Raw genomic sequence first — 22,599 nt, forward strand, 5'->3', positions numbered from 1 at the left:
AATGACCGCCGGCACCTTCCTGCTCTGGGCACTCACCGCCGCGCTGTCGATTTCGCTGATCACGCTTCCGGTCAGCGTCGAGACGCAGCTTATCTCGGTTGCGCTGATCCTTGTGGCGATGGCCGTCATCAAGGGGCTCAAGCTTTCGGGCAACTGGCGTCTGGTGGCGCTGGCGCTCGGTACCGCCGTCGTGTTGCGATACGTCTATTGGCGGACGACGAGCACGCTGCCACCCATCAACCAGCCCGAGAACTTCGTGCCGGGACTGCTGGTCTATCTGGCCGAGATGTACAGCGTGTTCATGCTGTTCCTCAGCCTGTTCGTGGTGGCCTCGCCCATACCGCCGCGGCCGCCGCGCCCGGCCGAGAAGCCCGAGGACCTGCCCTTCGTCGACGTCTTCGTACCGACGTACAACGAGGATGCCGGGCTTCTGGCCAATACGCTGGCCGCGTGCCTTGCGATCGACTATCCGGCCGACAAGCTCAAGGTCTGGCTGCTGGATGACGGCGGCACGGTGCAGAAGCGCAATGCGGACGACCCGGAATCGGCCCAGGGCGCCGAGCGCCGATACAAGGAGCTTCAGGCTTTGTGCGCGTCGCTGGGCGCCATCTACCTGACGCGCGAGCGCAACGAGCATGCCAAGGCCGGCAATCTCAACAACGGCATGGCCTTCTCGACCGGCGAACTCATCGTCGTCTTCGATGCCGACCATGCGCCGGCGCGCGACTTCCTGCGCGAGACGGTGGGCTATTTCCGCGAGGATCCGAAGCTTTTCCTGGTTCAGACGCCGCACTTCTTCCTGAACCCCGACCCGGTGGAACGGAACCTGCGGACATTCACGCATATGCCGTCCGAGAACGAGATGTTCTACGGCATCATCCAGCGCGGCCTGGACAAATGGAACGCGGCCTTCTTCTGCGGCTCGGCCGCTGTGCTCAGCCGCAAGGCGCTTCAGACGACCGGTGGCTTTTCCGGTGTCAGCATCACCGAGGATTGCGAAACCGCGATCGAGCTGCATTCGCGCGGGTGGAACAGCGTCTATGTGGACAAGCCGCTGATCGCCGGTCTGCAACCCGCCACCTTCGCCAGCTTCATCGGCCAGCGCTCGCGCTGGGCACAGGGCATGATGCAGATCCTGCGGTATCGCTTCCCGCCGCTGAAGCGCGGGCTCTCCTTGCCGCAACGTCTTTGCTACATGTCGTCGACACTGTTCTGGCTGTTTCCGTTTCCGCGCGCGATGTTCCTTGTCGCGCCGTTGTTCTACCTCTTCCTCGACCTCGAGATCTTCACGGCGTCCGGTGGTGAGTTCCTGGCCTATACGCTGACCTACATGGCCGTGAACCTGATGATGCAGAACTACATGTACGGCTATTTCCGCTGGCCATGGATTTCAGAGCTGTACGAGTATGTGCAGACGGTGCATCTGTTGCCGGCCGTCATCTCCGTGATGCTGAACCCCAGCAAGCCGACCTTCAAGGTGACGGCCAAGGACGAGTCCATCGCCGAAAGCCGGCTGTCCGAGATCGCCCTGCCCTTCTTCGTCATTTTCTTCGTGCTCCTGGCCGCCGTCGGCGTCACCATCTGGCGCATCTACACCGAGCCCTATCGCGCCGACCTGACATTGGTGGTGGGTGGCTGGAACCTGCTCAACCTGTTGATCGCGGGATGTGCGCTCGGCGTCGTTTCGGAACGGTCGTCCAAGCGCCAGACCCAGCGCGTGCGGATCAAGCGCCGTTGCGAGATCGAGGTGGACGGACAGGTCCTGCCCGGCACCATCGAGGACGTCTCCGTCTCCGGCGCGCGCATCCGCGTCTTCGGCACCCTGCCCGCCGATCTTGGCCAGCATGTCGATGCGATCCTGCGGTTCAAGCCCAGCCGTCCGATGCGGAGCGAGGCCCTTGCCATCGACATCCGCAATGTCGAACGCGTCGGCAACGGCGCGGCCATCGGTTGCCAATTCGCACCGGCAACTGCCTTGCAGTACAGCCTGATCTCCGATCTCGTCTTCGCCAATTCCGACCAGTGGTCGGCCATCCAGCAATCGCGTCGCAGGAACCCGGGCGTGATCCGCGGTACGCTGTACTTCCTGCAGATCGCCGTATTCCAGACGCAGCGGGGCCTGTTCTATATGTTCCGGCAGCGTTTCGGACGGGCCGAAAAGCCCGCCACAGTCCAGGCGCCCGCCCAATGAAGCGCCGCCTCGCACCCCTTCTCGTTGCGCTTCTCTGCGTGTTGTCCGGCGCCGGCCCCGCAATGGCGCAGTCCAGCCCCTTCGACATGTCCGACGAGCGGCCGGAGGAACCCGCCCCCGTACCCCAGCAACCAGCCGCTCCGCCGCCCGCCGGGCAGACGCCGGCTGCGCAAGCGCCAAGCCCCGCGCAGCCCCCCGCCACTGTCGAGGAGGCCCGGCCCTTCCAGCGGTTCGTTTCGCCGTTCGAACGCCTGACGCTGGCCGGCGAGACGGCGCGCCGCGCCTGGTCCATCTATCTGACGCCGGAAGAGGCCGCAGCCGGAAACCGGCTGAGCATCGGCTACCAGAATGCCATCTTCGTTGCGCCGGAAGCCTCGCGGCTGCGTGTCAGCATCAACGGCGCGATGCTGGTCGACGAGGCCATCGCCTCGCCGGACACCGTCTCCGACCTTGCGTCGGACATCGCGCCGGGCCTTCTCAAGCCGGGCTACAACCTGATCCAGTTCGAAGCCTCCATGCGGCATCGGACCGATTGCAGCATCTCGTCCACCTACGATCTGTGGACGGAGATCGCCACCGCCCGCACCTTCCTGCAGTTCTCCGATCCGGATGCGGGGCAGATGCGCCGGCTGGAGGATTTCCGGGCCCTCGGCGTCGATGCCACCGGCTCCACCCGCTTCACCATCGTCGTGCCCGCCACCGAGATGGCCTCGGCCACGGAGCCTCTGGTTCAGCTTGCGCAGGGTCTGTCGCTGATGGCTGCAATGCCGAACCAGTCGGTGCGCGTCGTATCGGAGCTGCCGCAGGCAATGGGACCGGGGGAGGCCGTCGTCCTTCTGGGTCCGGCGGGCTCTCTCCGCCGTCTCGTGCCGCAACTTCCCGACCAGGCGGGCAGCGCGGCCACCCTCGATTTCCTGCCCGGCATCGTCGAGGGCGGAACGGTCATGCTGGTGACCGGCGCCGGATGGTCCGACGTCAACGCCGCCATCCGCCAGATCACCGCCCCGTCCGAACGCGCCGTCTCGGTCATCCGCACCGTTCTGTCCTACAATGGCTGGATCTACCCGGAGGCCCCGTTCGTTCTGGGCGATTCCAGCATCAGCCTTGCAACGCTGGGCGTTGCCACGTCCGAATTTTCCGGCCGGCGCTTCAATACCGAATTCAATATCGGCATCCCCTCGGACTTCTACGCCGAAGCCTACGGAGAGGCCCGGCTGGTGCTGGATGCCGCCTACTCGCGCGATATCCTGCCCGGCAGCCATCTCGACGTCTATGTGAACGGCAATATCGCAACCACCGTGCCACTGGGTGCAGGCAGCGGCGCGATCCTGCGGCAGGTGCCCGTCAACGTCACGATGCGGCACTTCCGGCCTGGGCTGAACCGAGTGGCGATCGAAGTGGTGCTACTGACGGCAAGCGACGCCGTCTGCGCCCCGGGCGCAAGCGCCGGCAACGACGTCCGCTTCGCGCTCTTCGACACATCCACCTTCGACATCCCCAACTTTGCGCGGATCGGCACGCGCCCCAACCTGGCGGCACTGGGGGGCACCGGCTTCCCGTACAACCGGCTGACCGAGCCTCTTCCCGTCATCATGGATCGCGGCAGCCGCGAGACGCTGGCAGCAACGGCGACGCTGGTATCCCGTCTCGCCCAGGCGGCCGGCCGGGTGATCCCGATCGATACGACGATTCCCATTACATCGCTGTCCAACCGCAACGCCTTGTTCGTCAGCACGCTGCCACAGGTACCGGTGGGCGTGCTGGCAGCGGTCGGCATCGCCGAGCAGGCGCGCGTCAGCGGAGGTGACACGACCGGCCAGTCGGCCGCTTCCGCCGGAACCGTCGCAGCCATGAACCGGTGGAGCAGCGAAGTCGGCACCAACTGGCTGCATCCGGTGGAACGGTTGCGCGAATGGCTGTCGGAGACATTCGACCTGTCTTTCGACGCGCTGCGGCTGCTGCCGTCCGACGATGCGCCCTACATGCCCGCGCCCGGCGTATCCTTTATTCTGGCGCAGGGCGCCAGCCCCGGCGGCGACGCAGCCTGGACGCTGGCAACAGCCGCCACCGACGAGGACATGTTGACCGGCATCGACCGGCTGGTGCGGTCGGATGGATGGTCCGAGCTGACCGGGCGCCTGATGAACTACACCGCGTCGACCGACAGCTACGCGAACGTTCCGGTGTCTAATGTCGAGTTCTTCCAGACGCAGCCCCTATCCTACTCGAACCTGCGCCTGGTGGCCGCAAACGCCCTGTCGGAGAATATCCTTCTGTACGCCGCGATGCTCATTCTGTTCTCCATCATCCTCGGCGTCGCGACGACGTGGCTGACCAAACGCCTGGGGCGCCATTGATGATCCGACGCCTGAAAGCCCTCCTGTCCTGTGCGCTCGCCATGCTGTCGCTGACCGGTCCCGCCGCTGCGGCTTCCATCGACGCGGCCGACTGGCGCGCCTATGCCGACGCCTTCGTGGAGCCGAACGGACGCGTCGTGGATACGGCCAACGGCCGCATCAGCCACACCGAGGGCCAGGGCTACGGGATGCTGCTGGCGTTTCTGGCGGACGACAGGGGAGATTTCGAAAGGATCTGGTCCTTCACCCGGACCGAAATGCTGCTGCGTGACGACGGGCTGGCCATGTGGCGCTGGGACCCCGCTTCGACACCCCGCGTCACCGACCCCAACAATGCCAGCGACGGCGACATCCTCATCGCCTATGCGCTCGGCCTCGCGGGCCGGGCCTGGCAGCGGGCGGACCTCACCAACGCCGGCGCAGCGCTGGCAACCTCCATCGCCGACAAGGTCGTGGTGCAGCACGGCGGCGCGCCGATCCTTCTGCCGGGCGTGGACGGCTATGGCAGCGACGCGCGAGACGATGGACCCGTCGTCAACCTGTCCTACTGGGTCTTCGAGGCCTTCCCCGTGCTTCAGCAACTGGCTCCCGGCACCGACTGGGAGGCCCTGTCGCAAAACGGCATCGCGCTGACGAAGCGCTCTCTTGGCCCGGACCGGCCGCTGCCGCCCGAATGGCTGTCGGTCGAGACCGTGCCGCGGCCGGCCAAGGGCTTCAAGGACGAGTTCGGCTATAACGCCATCCGCATACCGCTGTATCTGATCCGGGGCGAGATTGCGGAGCCGGAGCTGATCCGCAGCCTGATTTCGGCGATGGCGCCGGACGGCACCGCCGTCAACCTGGTCGACCTGACCAATGGCCAGGTGACCGAACGTTTGACCGACCCCGGCTACCGCATCCTGCCGGCGCTGGCCGCCTGCGCCCTGGACAAAACCGCCATTCCGGCCGAGCTGCGCCAGTTCCAGCCTACGCTCTATTACCCGTCGACGCTGCATCTCCTGTCCCTCGCCTATGTTGCCGAGCGCCATCCGGAGTGCCTGTCATGAACAATATCAGCCTCTTCGGCGCAGGTGCGGGGCTGATCGCCCTCCTGGGAATATCGGGGCCGCTGTCGCCCTTTTCGTCCGACGTGACACGAGCCCCCGACAGCCGCCTTCTGGCGCAGGCGACGCCGGCCCCCACCGCTCCGGCAGCATCCCCGGCCCCGGCTTCGGGCCCAGCTCCCGCCGCATCCGGTGTGCCGGAAGTCGACGAAACGGCGTTGCGCTATTTCGCACGGCAGGGCGACACGCGCCGGCTGGAGGCCGAGATCGCCCGCCTGCGCTCGCTCTATCCCGATTGGACGCCGCCGGCCGACCCACTGGCCGTCGAGGATGCCGGCGATCCGCAGCTCGACAGGATGTGGCAACTCTACGCCCAGGGCCAGTATCCCCAGGTCCGCGAAGCGATCGCGCAGCGGCAGGCGCGCGAACCGGCATGGCAGGTTCCGGCCGACCTTCTGGACCGGCTCGCGCTAGCCGAGGCCCGGCAGCAGATCATCAATGCGTCCGACCTCAAGCAATTCGAGACGGTGGTGCGCCTGGGGGCCGACAATCCCAGCCTGCTGACCTGCAGCGACGTCGACGTGCTGTGGCGGGTGGCCGCCGCCTTTGCCCAGACGGATCGTCCGGCCCGGGCGACCGACGCCTACCGCTACATCCTGACCAACTGCAACGACGCCAACGAGCGTCTTGCAACGGTTCAGATGGCGCTGCCACTCCTGTCGAAAAACGACCTGCAGCAATTGCTGTCGCTGGAGCGGACCGGCCCGAACGGCGTGGGCGAGTTCCAGCCGGTGCGCGTGGATATCGCACGTCAGGCCGTTGCCGATGGCGGCAGCAACCCCGACGAAACCGTTCCGCAGGCCGACCTGCGGTTGGTGGAGGAAGCCGCGCGGGCCTCCGACACGGCAAGCGATCCGATGCTCCTCGGCTGGTACTATGTGCAACGTCAGGCCTATGACGATGCGCGGCGCTGGTTTTCCATGGCGGCGGAACGCGAGCCCACCGCAGAGGCGGCGCGCGGACTTGCCCTTTCGCTGATCGGCCTTCGCCAATTTGCCGAGGCCGAGGCCGCGATGCGGCCATACAGCAGCGAATCGACCCAGTCGCGTTCGGTGTATCTAGCTGCCGCGGCCAATCTTCTGGCGATCGAGCCGCCTGTCAGCCTGCCCCAGGAAGTCCTTGCGCGCATCGTGCAGGAGGTGGCGACGGGCCGCGACGCCGCGACCGCCGAGCAGCTCGGCTGGTATTCCTATGCGCTAAACCAGTTCCAGACCGCCGGACAGTGGTTCACGACGAGCCTGGAGTGGCGCCCCGACGGCGAGCTGGCGGCATTCGGCCTGGCGTTGACGCGCCAGCGGCTCGGCGATGCGGCGGGCCTTCGGGCGATCCAGCAGCAATGGGCCGGCCGCTCCGAGCGCATCGCCAACATCGGACGGGATTGGCGGGGCGCTGCGCCGCAGGCGACAACGACCCCGCCGGCTCCTGTGCAAACCATGCAGCCCGTGCCGCTGCAGCCGATCGCCCAGGCCCTGCCCCAGCAGCCCCAACCCCAGCAGCCCCTGCCGCAGGTGATCCAACAGCCGCAGCCGCAGCCTTTGCCCCAGGCGATGGCCTATGCGGAGCCGGCGCCCATGATGCAGCCGGCAGCGCCCGAGCAGCAGCCGGCACCCGCCCGGCAACAGGCCCCTGCCCCGCGCGTCGCCGCGTCCGGCGGCGGTGGTGGCGGCGGCTCTGGCACGACGGGATGTCGCGGCTTTGTCCCGCCGCAGAGCCTGTCGGCACAGGCTGCGTTGAACCGCGCCTGGTGCCTGATGGAGCTGAACCGCCCCATGGAGGCGGCTCCGGCTTTCGAGGTGGGTCTCCAGACGACCAATCCCACAACCCGGCAGGATGCCGCCTATGGCCTGGCGCTGGCCTATCTTCGGCAGAACCTGGTGGACAAGGCGGCTGTCGCCGCCACCATGGCCCCGCAGCCGCGTGCCCGCAGGATCGAGCTGGAGGGTTCTATCCTGTCGCAGCGCGCGACCAGCAATTTCGACGCCGGCCGCCCTGTCGAAACCATCATGACGCTGGATCAGAGGGCGCGGATCGTGCCCGAACAACTCGACCTGATGGTGCTGCGCGGCTATTCCTACATGCAGCTTCGCCGCTATCGCGATGCGGAGCGGGTGTTCAAGGCCGTGGCGGCCACCGGCAACCGCGAAGGGATACGCGGGCTGGCCGCGGTTCGGGAGGCCATGCGGCCCACCAGCCGCTGACGCTCTACAGCAGCGGACTGATCAGGCGAGCCCAGTTTTCCAATAGCTTCCGGCTCAAGGGCCGTTCCTGCCATGTCTTCGGATCGACCTTTTCGGATGCATGGATATAGCCGTCCTGGATGGCTTCCAGGATGGCCACCTCGGCCGCGTCGTACAAAAGGACGCTGACTTCGGCGTTGAGCTGAAACGAACGGATGTCGACATTGCTGGAGCCGACGATCGCCACGCGGCCGTCGATGCTGACATGCTTGGCGTGCAGCAGGAAGTGCCTGTAGCGGTGGATTTCCACCCCGATGTGCAGGAGCTCGTCGTAATAGGATCGCTGCGCCAGGCTGACGAGAAGCTGGTCGGCCACCAGCGATACGATCAGATGCACCTCGACGCCGCGCAATACGGCCGTGCGCAGCGCATTGAGAAGCGCCGCATCGGGGATAAGGTACGGCGTGGTGACGATAACGCGCGAGCGGGCCGCGTTGATCTGCGACACGAGCAGCGTCTCGAAGCCTTCCACCGGGTAGTCCGCGCCGGACGGCAGCACCTGCGCAACCATTCCGTCGCCGCAGGGCTCGGGCAGCGGCGGATCGTCCAGCAGTTCCTCGGTCTCCAGAAACCAGTCGCTCTGGAAGACGGAGCCCATGGCCGCAACGGCCGGCCCCTCCACCCGGACGACCAGTTCCTTGTTGACGATACCCGGCCTGAAATCCTTGGCCACGATGTTCTGCGAACCGGCATAGCCGATGTGGCCATCGACCAGATAGAGCTTGCGGTGATTGCGCATGTCGCCGCGCGTCCGATCGCGGAGAAACCGCAGCGGCAGCGCCTGCCGCGCGTCGACGCCGCCGCCGCGAAGCAGGCGCAGGGTGCGTTTCATCCAGCGGCGCGAGCCGAGCGCGTCGATCAGCACGCGCACCGTCACGCCCCGGCGCACCGCCCGCAGCAACGCATCTATGACCAGCCGCCCGGTTTCGTCGTCCGCGAAAATATAGACCAGGATATGCACCTGATGCTTCGCCGCGTCGATATCGGCGACGAGGCGCGCGATCATGCGGTCGTAGTCGTCCAGCCATTCAAGCCGGTTGCCGGTGACCGGCGGATAGGCGCCGACCCGATTTGCCAGGGCCGACAATTCCGTCTCCCGCCGGGCCAGGTCTGGCAGGTCCTGGTGCCGCAACGTCTCCATGACACGGTCGCGCGCCGGCGCGAAACTTGCAAACCGGGCGGCTCGCCAGGGCGGAAAGCGCGGCCGTCCGATGAGCAGAAACAGGATCAGGCCCGGTATCGGCAGAAAGAACACCAGCAGCAGCCAGCTTCGGGCGGCGTCCGGGGTGCGCCGCAACGGCGCCACCCCCAGCATTACGAGGCGGACGATCCATTCCGCCAGAAGATAGGCCGTTCCCAGATTGATGAGGCTGTCCAACGCCACGCGACTCCCTGTCCATCAGACGACAACGGTGGACGGTCGCAAACGCGTTGTCCATCCGGTTCCCGCCGGCCTATGCTGGATGCACTGGGGCCAGGGTTCAGGCAGACATGCGGCATATTCACATCATCGGAATCGGAGCGGGCAACCCCGACCACCTGACAATGGAGGCCGTTGGTGCGATCGCCGCCAGCGACGTCTTCTTCCTGTTCGACAAGGGCGAGGACAAATCGCAGCTCACCGACCTTCGCCGCCATCTGATCGAGCGCCACAAGGCCGGCGCGCCATACCGCCTCGTCTGGGGCGAAAGCCCGCAATGGGCCAGCCGCGAAAGCGGCTACGGCGCCGTGGTCGACGATCTGAACGCGCGCAAGCGGCTGTTGACGGGAGACCTCGTCGATGCCGAGCTCAAGCCCGGACAATCCGGCGCCATCCTGGTCTGGGGCGATCCGACCCTCTACGATTCCACGCTCCGCATCATGCAGGCGGTCTGCCGGGAGCGCGACGATGTCGATTATTCCGTCATTCCCGGCATCAGCAGCCTGCAGGCCCTTGTGGCCAGGCACCGCATTCCGTTCAACGCCATAGGCGGCGGCGTCACGATCACGCCGGGCCGGGGGCTGGCCGCGTTGATGTCGCAGCGGCCGGAGACGGTCGCGGTGATGCTGGATAGCCGCGATGCCTTCCAGGAAGCGTGCGGCGCAGACTATGTCATCCACTATGGGGCCTATGTCGGCCTGCCGCAGGAGCAACTGTTCGCAGGCCCGCTCGACGCGCTGGCCGAAACGATCGCGGCCTATCGCCGGGAGGCCCGGGCACGGCACGGCTGGATCATGGATTCCTATATTCTCAGCCGGCAGCTAACGGCCTAGGCTGGCCAGGCCCGCGCGCAGATCGTCCAGAGCCTGGGGCCCCATCTGCTGCTCCATGCGCTCATGCGCCTCGCACCATAATGGCAGGGCCAACGCAAGAAGCTCCTGCCCTTGCCGCGTCAGCAGCAGACGGCGGCTGCGCTTGTCGGCAGGGTCGACCAGTATATCGACCAGGCCACGACGTTGCAGGGGCTTCAGCGCTGCCGTCAACGTGGTCCTGTCCATCGCCAGAAGCGCGGCGACCGAACCCATGCCCGGCGGCTCCGGGCGGTTCAGCGACATCAGCAAGGAGAACTGGCCGTTTGTCAGGTCGTGCGGCGCCAGGATCGCATCGAAACGACGGGCAAGCGCCCGCGCCGCACGCTGCACATGCAGGCAGATGCAGGTATCGCGGACCAGCAGGGTCGCCTCATAGGAAACGGGTCTCTCGTCAGTGTCGGAAATCGCCATCGTTTCAATATGTTGATATCAAGTAATTTGCGCAAGCCATCCGCGGTGCACACATTGTGGATGAATCGAGAGACGGGACCGGCACCATGAATATCGGACAGGCTGCAGCCGCATCGGGCGTATCGGCAAAGATGATCCGCTACTACGAGGCGACGGGCCTCGTCAGCCCCGCCGGACGAAGCGAGAGCGGTTACCGGATCTACGGTCCGGACGATATCCATCGGCTCGGCTTCATCCGCCGCGCCCGCAATCTCGGCTTCACCATCGAGCAGATCGGCGAGCTCTTGTCGCTCTGGCAGGACCGCAGCCGACCGAGCAGGGACGTCAAGCGCATTGCCGAAGCCCACCTGGATCACCTGCGAGACAAGATCCGAGAAATCCAGGCCATGGTGGACACGCTGGAAACGCTCGCCGAGAGCTGCTGCGGAGACGACAGGCCCGACTGCCCCATCCTGAAGGATCTTGGAGCGACAAATGGTCGCATATCCGACCTCGCGCCGCCGCAGATGCGCCGCCTCAACAGCATCTGAAGTTTTGCCAGCATTTTCATAGCTCAATCACTATTACCTATAGCATTTACAAGTCATCGATTGCATGTTTGATTGCCGGCAATGGGGCCTGGCATATGGACCGTGCGCCCATGCGGCAGCAGGGACTGGCATCGCAATGCGTGAATTTATTAATATATATGTATTAGGATATTTTAATTCTCGGCTGGAACAGTAGGTCCGAATGCGCAGCGATTTCAGATTGGGGCTCGTCGTCGGCGCTGCCCTCCTGCAGGGTCTCGCCGGTTGTACGGTCGGGGATGGCTCGCACGGCGGCAAAGGCGTCGCTTTCCTGTCCGACCTCATCAAGCACGATCCGGCGCAAGGCACGGCCGACGGTACCGCGCCATCGTCGCAAGCCGGCCCCATCGCCGATATGTCCGGCGCTGCGCCCACTGCATCTCCACTGCCTGCTCCCGCGCCGAAAACACCGCTGCGCGGTAAAGGCTACGGCATCGCCGACCTGATCGACCGGGCCCAGCGGGACAGCCCGTCGTTGCGGATCAAGGCCAGCAAGATCAAAAGCGCCCAGAACCAGGTCAACGCCGCCAAGCTTCAGTTCCTGGCGACGCCGAGCGTCACCGTGGAAGACGCCGTCAGCCAGAGCGACCCGTATCTCCATGGCGACAGCACCGTCACCGTGCTGAAGGTGCAGCAACCCTTGTGGACGGGGGGGCGGCTCACCTCGACCCTGCGCCGCGCGAAGGCTGGCGTGGAGGTATCCGAGGCGGATCTCGATCATGAGCGGCAGGGTGTGTCCCTGAACATTCTCGAAAAATACGGCCAGTGGCTGTCTTCGCGCCTGAAGCGCGGCGCCATGCAGGAAAGCGAGAAGCTCTATCTGGATCTCGGCCAGTTGATCGACCGGCGCATCGATGCCGGAGCGTCGGCCGAGAGCGACATGCTGATGCTGCAAAGCCGGTTGGACCAGCTTCGCGTCAGCATCAATCAGATGCAGACCAACGAGGAAACCGCCATCGCGGCGCTCAGCCAGCTTGTCGGCGGGCCCCTCGTCGCCAGCGAGCTTGCCGAAGAGTTGACGGGCCCATCCGTCGATCCATCCAAAGGGCCGCAGCTTATCGAGCAGGCGCGGGAGCGCAGCCCGCTGCTTCGGCGTCTCGGGGCGGAGGTCAAGGTTGCCGATCAATCGGTCGTACGGGCGCGCTCCAGCCTGTCGCCGGAAATCTTCGTGCGGGCGCAGCGCCAGTACGGGCGCCAGGACATCAAGATCGACGAACCGGTCGACAGTGTCGTCTTCGGCGTACAGAGCCAGTTCGGCGCCGGGTTCTCGAACGTCCTGGAAATCCAGAACGCAAGCTACGACCGCGATGTGGCGAAACTGGCCATCCGCACGGGTGAGCTGTCACTGGTCGAGCAGATGTCATCCGACCTCGCCATCGCCAGCTCCATCGACGAACGCATCCGCAATCTGGAAAACGCCGTCCACTCCACCAGCTTGACCAAGGATTCGTGGGACCGGCAGTTCATCGCCGGCCGCAAGACATGGCTCGACGTCATGAGCGGCGCGCGCGAGCTGATGGACATGAAGGTCCAGTTGGCCGAGGCGCGCGCCACCGCCGTCATCGTGAAGTGGCGACTGCACATCCTTGCCGAAGGCATTTCACCCTCAGCTCCGAACACGAAAGGGCAGCGCAGTTGAGCGTGCTTTTCGCAATTTTAAGTCGCATCGCCACCCTGCAGGGCGAGGTCGTAGACCGGCTCGCTCTCAAGGATGCCGCCGAAGCCGCCGAGAAGGCCGGTACGAAGCCGATGGCGCAGCTTCAATTCGTGGTGGCGCGCCTGCATCTGCCGAAGCTTCGGGCCATGACTCGGCCCGATCCGGCGATCGTTCCGGTGGTTGTCCATAGCGACAGCCGGTGGCTGATCCTGCGCGGGCAGAACAGCCAGGGCCAATGGGTCATGGAAAGCTGGGACGCCGAGAAGCAGGGCTTCGTCGAAGGCGTCTGGGAAGAAGCCGCCGATGCCAGCTTCTTCCGCATGCGAATGGCGCTGCCCTTCAAGGCATCCAGCAGCAAGGTCTTTCATCTGATCCGCGACGAAGTCTTCTCGCACTGGAAGACCCTGGGCGACATCATGCTCAGCACGGTTCTCATCAACCTGATCGCGATCGCCAGTTCGTTCTACTCCATGCAGGTGTATGACCGCGTCGTCCCCACCGGTGCGACGCAGACCCTCTTGGTGCTGACCATCGGCGTCTTTGCCGCCATCATGTTCGAGCTTGCCTCGAAATACGCCCGCAGCGCGGCCTATGAACGCCTCGTCGACTTCGTCGACCAGCATCTGACGCGCGCCGTCTACATGCGGCTTCTGTCCGTCCGGCTGGACCAGATGCCGAAAAGCGTGGGCTCGCTGGCTGCCCAGATCCGCGGCTACGAGTCCGTGCGCGCCTTCCTGACCTCGGTCTCGTCCTACCTTCTGGTCGATGCGCCCTTCGCCATCTTCTTCATCCTGATCATCTGGTCGATCGTCGGCTGGATTGCCGCGATCCCCGTCGCGATGCTCATCGTCAGCATCTGCATCGGCCTGTACTACCGGCGGCGCATGGACGCCCTGGCGATGAAGGCCAATGCCGCAAGCAACCTCAAGAACGGCCTTCTGGTCGAAACCATCGAGGGCGCGGAGACGATCAAGTCCGGACAGGGCGGCTGGCGGATGCTGTCGCGCTGGCTCAGCGTCACCGACGACGCCCGGCAGAACGAGATGGAGATGAGGCATGTCTCGGAACATGCGGCCTATATCGCCGCGGCCATGCAGCAGATCTGCTATTCGGGGCTGATCGCCGCCGGCGCCTTGATCGTCAGTACCGGCCACGTGACGATGGGCGGCCTGATCGCCTGCTCCATCCTGTCGGGCCGCGCTCTGGCGCCCGTTTCCGCCATTCCCGGGCAACTGGTGCAATGGTCAAATGTGCGGGCATCGATCCAGGGGCTGGACAGGCTGTGGCAGCTCAAGGACGATCATGACGGCGAAGAGCATCCCGTCATCCTGCCGCAACTGACCGGGCGCTATCGCTTCGAGACGGTCGCCTCCTTCTACGGCGAGCGTGTCGCCTTCCAGGTCGAGAAGCTCGACATCAACGCCGGTGAAAAGATCGGCGTCATCGGGCCGATCGGCGCCGGCAAGACGACGCTGCTGCGGCTGCTGAGCGGCATGTACAAGCCGGGCAAAGGGCGCATCACCCTCGACGACGTCGACCTGTCCCATCTGTCCAAGCCGGTCATTGCCGAGAATGTCGGTTACCTCCAGCAGGAAGGGCGGCTCTTTGCGGGGACGCTCCGCGACAACCTCGTCCTCGGCCTCCTGGACCCGGGCGACGAAACCATCCTGGAGGCTGCGCGGCTGACCGGGCTCATGACGGCTGTCATAGCCGGCCATCCGAAGGGGCTGCAGCAACCCATCTTCGAGGGCGGCATCGGGCTGTCCGGCGGACAGCGCCAGTTGGTCAACCTGACCCGCACATTCCTTCGCAAACCCAAGGTATGGCTGCTCGACGAACCGACGGCCTCGATGGATCGCGCGACAGAGGAGATGGTCATACAGGCCCTCCGCCGCGAAATCCGCAAGGACGACACGGTCGTCATCGTCACCCATAAGCCGGAGATGCTCTCCCTCGTCGACCGGCTGATCGTCGTGACCGGAAACAAGGTCGTCGTGGACGGCCCGCGCGATGCGGTGCTGCGTCACCTCCAGCAGATGAGCCAGGGCCAGGCCGAAAAGGTACCCGCATGAGCACGACGACCAGCCATCATGCCGACCGCTCCCACGGACGTCGGTTTCCAATGTCCGTCCTGCTGGCAATCGGGCTTGCGATCTTCGTGGGATGGGCGGGCTTCTTCGAGATCGACGAGGCGGTCCGCATGACGGGCCAGATCATCCCAAGCGAGCGCACCCAGATCATCCAGTCTGTGGACGGCGGTGTCGTGTCGCAGATCCTCGTCCAGGAAGGTCAGGTCGTCACGGCTGGCCAGAAGCTTGCCGTGCTGGAACGCGGCCGCGCCGAAGCGGGATACGAGGAAAGCCGCTCGCGGCGGGCCGCCCTGCGCACATCGCTGGCCCGCGCGCGAGCCGAAGCCGTCAACGGCGACCTGAGCTTCGACGAAGACCTGTCCCAGTATCCGGAATTCGTCGAGGCGCAGACGCGCCTTCACGAGCAACGCCAGCGGGCGATCGACGAGACGCTCGATACCCTGCAGGAAGCGCTGAAGATGGCGAAGCAGGAGCTCGACATGACGGAGCGCCTGTTGAAGGACGGCGACGTCAGCAAGCTGGAAATGCTGCGGGCCCAGCGCGCCGTGCTGGAACTGGACGGAAAGATCGCCGATATCCGGAACAAGTCGATCCAGGATGCCAGGGCCGAGGTCGCCAAGCTGGAAGAGGAATTGTCCTCTACCGATTACAAGATCGACGAGCGGCAGGATATCCTGAAGCATACCGACCTTGTCTCGCCGGTGACCGGCGTGGTGAAGTTTCTGCGTATCAACACCGTCGGCGGCGTCCTGCGCCCCGGTGACGAGCTGATGCAGATCGCGCCCACCGACGGCGGGGTCATCATCGAAGGAAAGGTCCCGCCCGCCAATATCGGCAAGCTGGCAGAGGGCCTGCCGGCCTCCGTGAAGATCGACGCCTTCGATTATTCCATCTACGGCTCGCTGCATGGGCGCGTCACCCTGATCAGCCCGGACACGCTGACCGATACCGCCGCCAACGGGCAGAGCACGCCATACTACCGCGTCCATGTGCGTCTCGACGACGATCAGACCTGGAATGCGAAGTCCGACCAGATTCTGGTCAAGCCAGGGCTGACGGCGACGGTGGATATTCGGACGGGCCAGCGTAGCGTTCTCAAATATCTGATGAAGCCGGTCGTGAAGGCCTTCAGCGGCGCCATGCAGGAAAAGTAGGCGCACACGCTACGTACCTATCGGCGTGCAGAGGCGCGGCTTCCCCGGTGCGAGCCGGGGTCCGGGCGGCGAACCTCGTCGGCGCGGGCCAGTGCCGCGCCAAGCGCAGCTGCCGCTTCGGCGACCTCGTCCGAACGCGGCATCGGCGCACGGTGATCCGGCCGGTGGTTGCGTAGCGGACTTTTGACATGGTCCGTCGGCGCAAGAAGGCGGGCGCCCTCCAGCCCGCCCCTTGCGATGCGCGCCAGCATGGATGTCAGGTCGACGATCTCTTCCGCCACCACATGGATGACGCCGTGGCTGGCCTGCAACCGGCCCCGCACTTTCAGGAAGCGTCCGCCCAGCACCACGGCACGATAGGTTTCGAAAACCTTGGGCCAGACGATGACGTTCGAGATTCCGGTCTCGTCTTCCAGCGTCATGAAGATCACGCCCTTGGCAGAACCTGGCCTTTGCCGGATCAGCACCAGACCGGCCACCGTGATGCGCCGGCCGGAGCGGATATCCGGCAGGCTCGAATGCGGGGTTACCGCCAGGGCGCGCATATCCCCCCGCAGGAAGGATATGGGGTGCGCCTTGAGCGACATGGACAGGAACCGATAATCGTTCACGACCTCCTCGCCCGGCGGCATCGGCGGCAGGTTCGCTTCCGGCTCCCGATGCAGATCCTGCGTCGATGCAACCGCAAACAGCGGCAGGTGCTCGGCTGCCCCGCCGGCATCCAAAGCCTCGGCGGCCCATAGGGCATCGCGCCTGGAAAGCCCGAGCGCGGCGAAGGCATCGGCGTCCGCCAGCCGCGCCACGACCGCACGGGCAAATCCCGTGCGCAGCCAGACATCCCGTACGGAATCGAAGGGGCGTTGCCGGCGCACCTCCACAAGATGCCTCATCTGCTTTTCGGACAGGCCCTTTACCTGCCGAAAGCCCAGCCGCACCGCATGGCGGGTGCGGATATGAGGCGCCATGTCCAGATTGCGGCGCGCCATGCGCGTCGCGTCGAATGCGGCTTCCTCCAGCCCGTTGTCCCAATCGGACGCGTTGATGCAGACGGGGCGCACCTCCACCCCGTGCTCGCGTGCATCGCGCACGATCTGCGCCGGCGCGTAGAACCCCATGGGCTGGGCGTTGAGCAGGCAGGCTGCGAAGACATCCGGATAATAGCACTTCAACCATGCCGAATCGTAGACGAGCACGGCGAAGGAAGCCGCATGGCTTTCGGGAAAGCCGTATTCGCCAAAGCCCTCGATCTGCCGGAAGCATCGGGCGGCAAACTCCGCATCGTAGCCGTTCTCGACCATGCCGCCGATCATCTTGTCGCGGAAGTCCTGCACCTTGCCCGTGCGCTTGAAGGTGGCCATGGCGCGCCGCAGCTCATCGGCTTCGGAGCCGGAGAAATTGGCGGCCACCATGGCAATCTGCATGGCCTGCTCCTGGAACAGCGGCACGCCGAGTGTCCGCCCGAGAACGTCCTTCAATTCCGGCTTCTGGTAATTCACATCCTCCAGCTTCATACGCCGCCGCAGATAGGGGTGCACCATGTCTCCCTGGATGGGGCCGGGGCGCACGATGGCGACCTGGATGACGAGGTCGTAGAACTCCTTGGGCTTGAGCTTGGGCAGCATCGACATCTGCGCCCGACTTTCGATCTGGAACACGCCCAGCGTGTCGGCGCGCTCCATCATCTTCCAGACCGGCCCGCTCTCCTCCTCTTTGGGCAGGACACCCAATCGAAGAGGCGCATGACCGCCGAAATCCTCGGCATAATGCGCGCCCAGCATGGCGAAGCCGCGCTGAAGGCAGCTCAGCATGCCGAGCGCCAGAATATCGATCTTCAGGATGCCGATCTCTTCCAGATCGTCCTTGTCCCACTCCACGATGATCCGGTTCTTGTCACCCGTGTTCAGGACGGGGACCGTCTCGTCCACCCTGCCCCGTGTCAGCACGAAGCCGCCGACATGCTGCGAGAGATGACGCGGAAAGCCGGCAAGCTCATGCGCGAAGTGCAGGACATTGGCCGTGGTGGGGTCGGCATCGCTGAGACCGGCCGCACGTGCCTCCCAGGCGCCCAGGGCCGAATGCGACGTACCCCAGACGGAGGCGGACAGCGCCCCGACCGCATCTTCCGACAGGCCGAAGGCCTTGCCGACCTCGCGCGCGGCGGACCGTGAGCGATAGGAAATCACCGTCGCGGCAATGGCTGCCTTGTCCCGCCCGTATGTCTCGTAGATCCAGTTGATGATGTCATCGCGCTTTTCATGCTCGAAATCGATGTCGATATCCGGCGGCTCGTCCCGCTCCAGGGAGATGAAGCGCTCGAACAACAGGTTGCCGCGCTCCGGGTCGACCGACGTTATGCCGAGGCAGTAGCAGATTGTGGAGTTGGCGGCCGATCCGCGCCCCTGACACAATATGCCCATGTCGCGGGCAGCCATGACGATGCGGTGCACCGTCAGGAAATACGGCTCGTATTCCTTCTGCTCGATGATCGACAGTTCTCTCTCGATCTCGTGGCGGACCTTGTGGGGGATTCCGGCCGGAAAAAGCCTGTTGGCCCCATCATAGGCGAGATGGCGCAATTCGGCCGCCGGCGAGCGCGTCAGGGTAAGCCCTTCATCCGGATACTCGTACTGCAATGTCTTCAGGTTGAAGTTCAGCCCCGCAAAGAAGCGCCGGCTTTCCACCACCGCCTGCGGATGGTCCCGGAACAGAAACTCCATGTCCGCCGTGCCGCGCAGATGGCGCTCGGCATTGCGCGCCAAGGCAAGCCCGGCCCGGGAAAGCGGAACATGCGTCCGGATGGCCGTGACGACATCGGCCAGCATCCGCCTTTCCCGCACATGGTAGAGGACGTCGTTGGTGGCCAGCATGGGCACGCCGGCCCGCGCCGCCAGACTGCTCGCACGGGCGAGGAAACGTCTGTCGCGCCCATCCTGCCGGGCCGCGGCTGCCAGCCAGACGCGGCCGGGTGCGGCCTCGCGCAGCTTTACCAGCGCCTGCACCGAACCATCGGCGACACCGGCCCACAAGGCGCCGGCCAGCGTCTGCGGACACAGCATCGCGAACCGGCAGTGCCCGCTCCATGACAGGAGATCGCCGAGCTCCAGATGGCATTCCCCCTTGTCGGCGCGCAGATTTCCCAAACTGATAAGCCGGCAAATATTTCCCCAGCCTTCCCTGTCTTCGGGATAGGCGAGGATATCCGGCGTATCGTCGGCGAACACCAGCCGTACCCCGGGTCGAAAGGCGAAACCGCAATCGCGCGCAGCCTGCAGGGCTCTGACCACCCCTGCCACGCTGTTCCTGTCGGCAAGGCCCATGCCTCCCAGGCCGAGCATCCGTGCGGTGAGGACAAGCTCCTGCGGCGAGGAGGCCCCCCGCAGAAACGAGAAACTCGACTGGACGCCGATCTCGCAGAAGCCTTCGCCCATGGGCCGGAAGGCAGCCGCTATCTTGTCGGCGTCCTTCATCATGGGAATATGCCGTGCAGGAACCAGCGGGCAGGCCGCATGTCGGCCAGGCCCTCGCGGAACATCCAGTAGCGCCGTCCCGCATCGTCCTCGATGCGGAAGTAATCGCGGAACAGACCGGGGGTGGCGGTGGTGACGTCGTCATGCCACCATTCCGGCTCGATCCGCTCCGGACCTTCGAGGCGCAGCACCCGGTGCGCCGCCCGCCGCCAGACGAACCGGATCGGCTCTCCCTCGGGCAGGACGGAGATGGCCTCGACCGGTTCGGGCGGGTCCAGAATGCGTAAGGGACGCGGCAGACTCTCCATTGCGGTATCCGTGGCGGCGGCGGTACCGGAAAACCCGGCCACCAGGGCCTGCGCCTTTTCCGGCCAATGCGAAGCCACGTCCTGGAGCGACTGGACGGCCCCGGGGCCCAGCCGCGCCGTCAGCCTGTCCACCAGCGTCACCATCCTTTCGGCCGTCACGCCGCTTGCCAGGAAGTTGGACTGGTCGTCGTCAAGCACATCCATGGACAAGACGGACAGGCGCAGGAGGTCGTAGCCGTAGCCGGCATCGCGTTCGTCGCCGATGGCCTTGAGACGCTCGCAGAACAGGCGGCGAATGGAGGCCGGGTCCCGCATGGGGCGTGCGGTGGCAAGCGCGATGCGCTCGACCACGCCATCGACACGAAACAATGACAGTTCGAGCTGGCGCACCCCCTGCCCCAGACGCTCGAGATCCGGCTTCAGGCGTTGGGCCAGATGCAGGATGAGATTCTCGATATCCTCCACCCGCCCGATCGGCTCGAACAGGCGCCGCTCATGAATAAGGGCCGGCACCGGGCGTCGCGGGTTCAAGGGGCGGGTACTGCGGCCGATCGCAAAATCCAGCTGCTCCATGAAGGCCGCGCCGAAGCGGCGCCCGAGAGAGGCACGCGGCATGGACAGCAATTCGCCGACGCGGCGCAGGCCCAGCCTGTCCAGCGTCGCCGACAATGCCGGCTCGAAACGCAGCGCGCGGCAGGGCAAGGGCGCCAGAAGGCCGACTTCTTCGCCGGGCCTCGTCACCGTCCCCGGAGCATGGACGGCCAGCGCCGCAGCCGGCCCGGCAGAGGACGCGATGGCCAACCCGGCAGCCAGGCCCTGCCCTTCCATGCGTTGGGCAAGGTCGCGCATCAGGCCGTCCTCGCCGCCGAACAGATGCGCGCAGCCGGAAATGTCCAGAAACAGCCCCGCCAGCCCATCCAGCGCAACCAGCGGCGTATAGCGATCGCACCAATCCGCGATCGCGGCCAGCAACCCGGCATCCGCGCCCCTGTCCATTTCCTCGTATCGGACAAAGGGGAAGCGGGCGCGCGCCTCTGCCAGCGACAGGCCCGGCACCAGCCCCGCCAGGCGGGCGCGCTCGCATGCCGCCCGGATGCGCATGAGGCCGCCATCCTTGTCGTAGAGCGCCAGCGGCTGGAGTTCGTCCGTCGCGCCCTGCCATGCAGGATGCCGGGCCTCGGCCGCCAGGCCACCACCGCGCGGCGCGCGATGGGCGCTGCCCGATGCCTCGCGGAACAGACCCGCCGTTGCGGCAGCCTCGGGTGCGAGGCTTCCCGCAACTGGCGAATCAGGCGCGGCGCCGCCGTGCAAGGGAAACGTCCGGCGCCAGGACCGGCCAAGGCTTTTGCGAAACAGCCTGTCTGTCGACAGATGCGGCAGGCACACGGCCAGAATTCTGCTCGGCGGCGGTGAAATGACGCTCATCCTGGTTCCACTCCAGTCGAAATCTGCCGGGCCGGCCCGACGCCGATTTTTCCACCGCGACATCGAAGGCAGGCTGCCCGACGAGCCGGCCGATATGGGAAAGGTCCGGTACGGCCCCTGCGGCGGCAGGGGCAATTTGCAGGCGCAACGGGGCCGCGGTGGCTTCCGGCTGCCCGGCCTGCCGCAACAGCACCAGCGGAAGGCCGCTTGCACGGGCCCGCACATGCAGCCGCCGTGTGCCTTCCAGGCCCAGAAGATGCGGGTTGCCGGACACTTCGAGCACGACCAGCGCCGCACCACCCGAACCGGCCGCCTCCTCCGCTGCCCAAAGGGCCTCCTGCAACCGCCGCGTATGCACCAGAAGCAGGGAGGACGGGTCCAGCCCGAATGTCCGCAGGCCGGGCGCATAGAAGACGCCCAGCTCTGCCTTGACGTGCCGTTCGCTGATCCACAGCAAGGGACGCTCGGCCGAAGCGCCGCACAGGCTGGCCACCCCGGCCAGGAAGCCCGCCCCGCCACCGCCACCGCGCGGTTCGGCAAGGCGGATCTCGGTCAGCGCTGCCGATGGAAAGCCGCCTCCAAGCACCCTGTCTGCCGAATCGACGCGCAGCGGCACGAATTGCCCGCCGGACACCGCTTCGCTTTCGGAATTCAGCGCCGGCGACGCCTTCTCCAGACGAGCGATCCGATGCCGCAATTCCGCCAGTTGCCGGGCTTTGTCCGGCAATGACGGTTGCATCTCGGCAGATGGGTCGCATCGCCGCTCCATAGGGGCTCCAAGGGTTTTGTTCCTGTTATGTTCTTATGGATTCCAGAGCCCCGACGCAGAGTCAAGAGAACGCCGGATGGATGGCGACGGGCCGATGCTTCGTCTAAAAGAGCGGCAGGCGGTATCCTGCGGAGGCTTTGAGGGGATGGGACAACTTGACCATGGCGACGACTGGTCGCGGCGCATGGCGCCCAGCCTGGACGAAATCGAGCAGCTTGCCATCGATGCCTATGCCGGCCTTCCGGCGGAATTTCGCGCCTTATGCGGCGATATCCGATTCCATGTCGCCGACTTTCCGGAAGATGACGTCGTGGCGGAGATGAGCCTCGAATCCCCCTTCGACATTCTCGGCCTGTTCGAGGGGCGCGCCGTCGCAGCGGCCGCCACGGAGATGACGGGCGAAATGCCCAACCGCATCCTGCTGTATCGCCGGCCCATACTCGACTACTGGGCCGAGCACGAGGAAACGCTGGGCATGCTTGTCAGCCACGTGCTGATCCACGAGATCGGCCATCATTTCGGCCTGTCCGACGACGATATGGAAGCGCTGGAAGCCGCGGCCGACTGAC

At 65.6% G+C, this 22,599-nt stretch carries 15 protein-coding genes; 10 read left to right on the forward strand and 5 right to left on the reverse strand.

Annotated elements, in window-relative coordinates; genetic code table 11:
* Position 1: 1 nt before the first annotated feature.
* From bcsA to AUL31_RS19005, 4 genes are read left to right on the forward strand one after another with little or no spacing between them, the layout of a single operon-like run.
* The gene (gene bcsA, locus AUL31_RS18990; protein ID WP_060610407.1) at positions 2-2,191 is read left to right on the forward strand and encodes a UDP-forming cellulose synthase catalytic subunit; all 2,190 of its coding nucleotides are present in this window, start codon (positions 2-4) and stop codon (positions 2,189-2,191) included.
* Positions 2,188-4,548: a cellulose biosynthesis cyclic di-GMP-binding regulatory protein BcsB gene (locus tag AUL31_RS18995; RefSeq protein WP_060610410.1), complete on the forward strand. Its 2,361-nt coding sequence runs from the start codon at positions 2,188-2,190 to the stop codon at positions 4,546-4,548. Before bcsA ends, AUL31_RS18995 begins: the two co-directional genes overlap by 4 nt.
* A 2-nt stretch (positions 4,549-4,550) precedes the next feature.
* On the forward strand, positions 4,551-5,594 hold the full coding sequence (locus tag AUL31_RS19000) for a glycosyl hydrolase family 8 (protein ID WP_192842538.1): 1,044 nt from the start codon (positions 4,551-4,553) through the stop codon (positions 5,592-5,594).
* Positions 5,591-7,849 carry a hypothetical protein gene (locus AUL31_RS19005; RefSeq protein WP_060610416.1) on the forward strand — a complete coding sequence of 753 codons (2,259 nt, stop codon included), beginning with the start codon at positions 5,591-5,593 and terminating at the stop codon, positions 7,847-7,849. Before AUL31_RS19000 ends, AUL31_RS19005 begins: the two co-directional genes overlap by 4 nt.
* A 4-nt stretch (positions 7,850-7,853) precedes the next feature.
* Here the strand turns inward: AUL31_RS19005 and cls are convergent, their stop codons facing one another.
* Complete coding sequence (gene cls, locus AUL31_RS19010) at positions 7,854-9,266, reverse strand: cardiolipin synthase (RefSeq protein ID WP_244489460.1); 1,413 nt, start codon at positions 9,264-9,266, stop codon at positions 7,854-7,856.
* Between the two features lie 113 nt (positions 9,267-9,379).
* Between cls and cobF the strand changes: the two genes are divergently transcribed.
* Positions 9,380-10,141, forward strand: a complete 762-nt coding sequence (cobF, locus tag AUL31_RS19015) for a precorrin-6A synthase (deacetylating) (protein ID WP_060610419.1) — start codon at positions 9,380-9,382, stop codon at positions 10,139-10,141.
* On the opposite strand, the gene AUL31_RS19020 is transcribed toward cobF, so the two are convergent.
* The gene (locus AUL31_RS19020; RefSeq protein ID WP_060610422.1) at positions 10,130-10,591 is read right to left on the reverse strand and encodes a MarR family winged helix-turn-helix transcriptional regulator; all 462 of its coding nucleotides are present in this window, start codon (positions 10,589-10,591) and stop codon (positions 10,130-10,132) included. The genes cobF and AUL31_RS19020 overlap by 12 nt on opposite strands.
* Before the next feature lie 86 nt (positions 10,592-10,677).
* Between AUL31_RS19020 and cueR the strand changes: the two genes are divergently transcribed.
* The 4 genes from cueR (at position 10,678) to AUL31_RS19040 (ending at position 16,061) form a co-directional block, all read left to right on the forward strand.
* On the forward strand, positions 10,678-11,121 hold the full coding sequence (gene cueR, locus AUL31_RS19025) for a Cu(I)-responsive transcriptional regulator (protein WP_060610425.1): 444 nt from the start codon (positions 10,678-10,680) through the stop codon (positions 11,119-11,121).
* A gap of 202 nt (positions 11,122-11,323) precedes the next feature.
* Positions 11,324-12,799 (forward strand): TolC family protein, encoded by a 1,476-nt coding sequence (locus AUL31_RS19030; protein WP_060610430.1) that lies wholly within the window; start codon positions 11,324-11,326, stop codon positions 12,797-12,799.
* Between the two features lie 2 nt (positions 12,800-12,801).
* Positions 12,802-14,889: an ATP-binding cassette domain-containing protein gene (locus AUL31_RS19035; RefSeq protein ID WP_244489466.1), complete on the forward strand. Its 2,088-nt coding sequence runs from the start codon at positions 12,802-12,804 to the stop codon at positions 14,887-14,889.
* Positions 14,886-16,061 (forward strand): HlyD family efflux transporter periplasmic adaptor subunit, encoded by a 1,176-nt coding sequence (locus AUL31_RS19040; protein ID WP_082647026.1) that lies wholly within the window; start codon positions 14,886-14,888, stop codon positions 16,059-16,061. The genes AUL31_RS19035 and AUL31_RS19040 overlap by 4 nt, the downstream gene beginning before the upstream one ends.
* Positions 16,062-16,078: 17 nt before the next feature.
* On the opposite strand, the gene AUL31_RS19045 is transcribed toward AUL31_RS19040, so the two are convergent.
* Genes AUL31_RS19045 through AUL31_RS20435 form a run of 3 tightly spaced genes read right to left on the reverse strand, consistent with a single transcriptional unit; the run spans position 16,079 to position 21,988 of the window.
* Entirely contained in the window at positions 16,079-19,531 is a 3,453-nt protein-coding gene (locus AUL31_RS19045; protein WP_060610439.1) for an error-prone DNA polymerase, read from the reverse strand.
* Positions 19,528-21,147, reverse strand: coding sequence for a Y-family DNA polymerase (locus tag AUL31_RS19050; protein ID WP_244489461.1), 1,620 nt, complete (start codon positions 21,145-21,147; stop codon positions 19,528-19,530). Before AUL31_RS19050 ends, AUL31_RS19045 begins: the two co-directional genes overlap by 4 nt.
* Entirely contained in the window at positions 21,125-21,988 is an 864-nt protein-coding gene (locus tag AUL31_RS20435) for an ImuA family protein (RefSeq protein WP_060610442.1), read from the reverse strand. The genes AUL31_RS19050 and AUL31_RS20435 overlap by 23 nt, the downstream gene beginning before the upstream one ends.
* A 187-nt stretch (positions 21,989-22,175) precedes the next feature.
* On the opposite strand from AUL31_RS20435, the gene AUL31_RS19060 reads away from it, so the two are divergent.
* Positions 22,176-22,598: a metallopeptidase family protein gene (locus AUL31_RS19060; protein WP_060610445.1), complete on the forward strand. Its 423-nt coding sequence runs from the start codon at positions 22,176-22,178 to the stop codon at positions 22,596-22,598.
* The last annotated feature ends 1 nt before the right edge of the window (position 22,599 follow it).

Source organism: Aureimonas altamirensis, assembly GCF_001463885.1.
In the GTDB taxonomy this organism is placed as follows: domain Bacteria; phylum Pseudomonadota; class Alphaproteobacteria; order Rhizobiales; family Rhizobiaceae; genus Aureimonas; species Aureimonas altamirensis.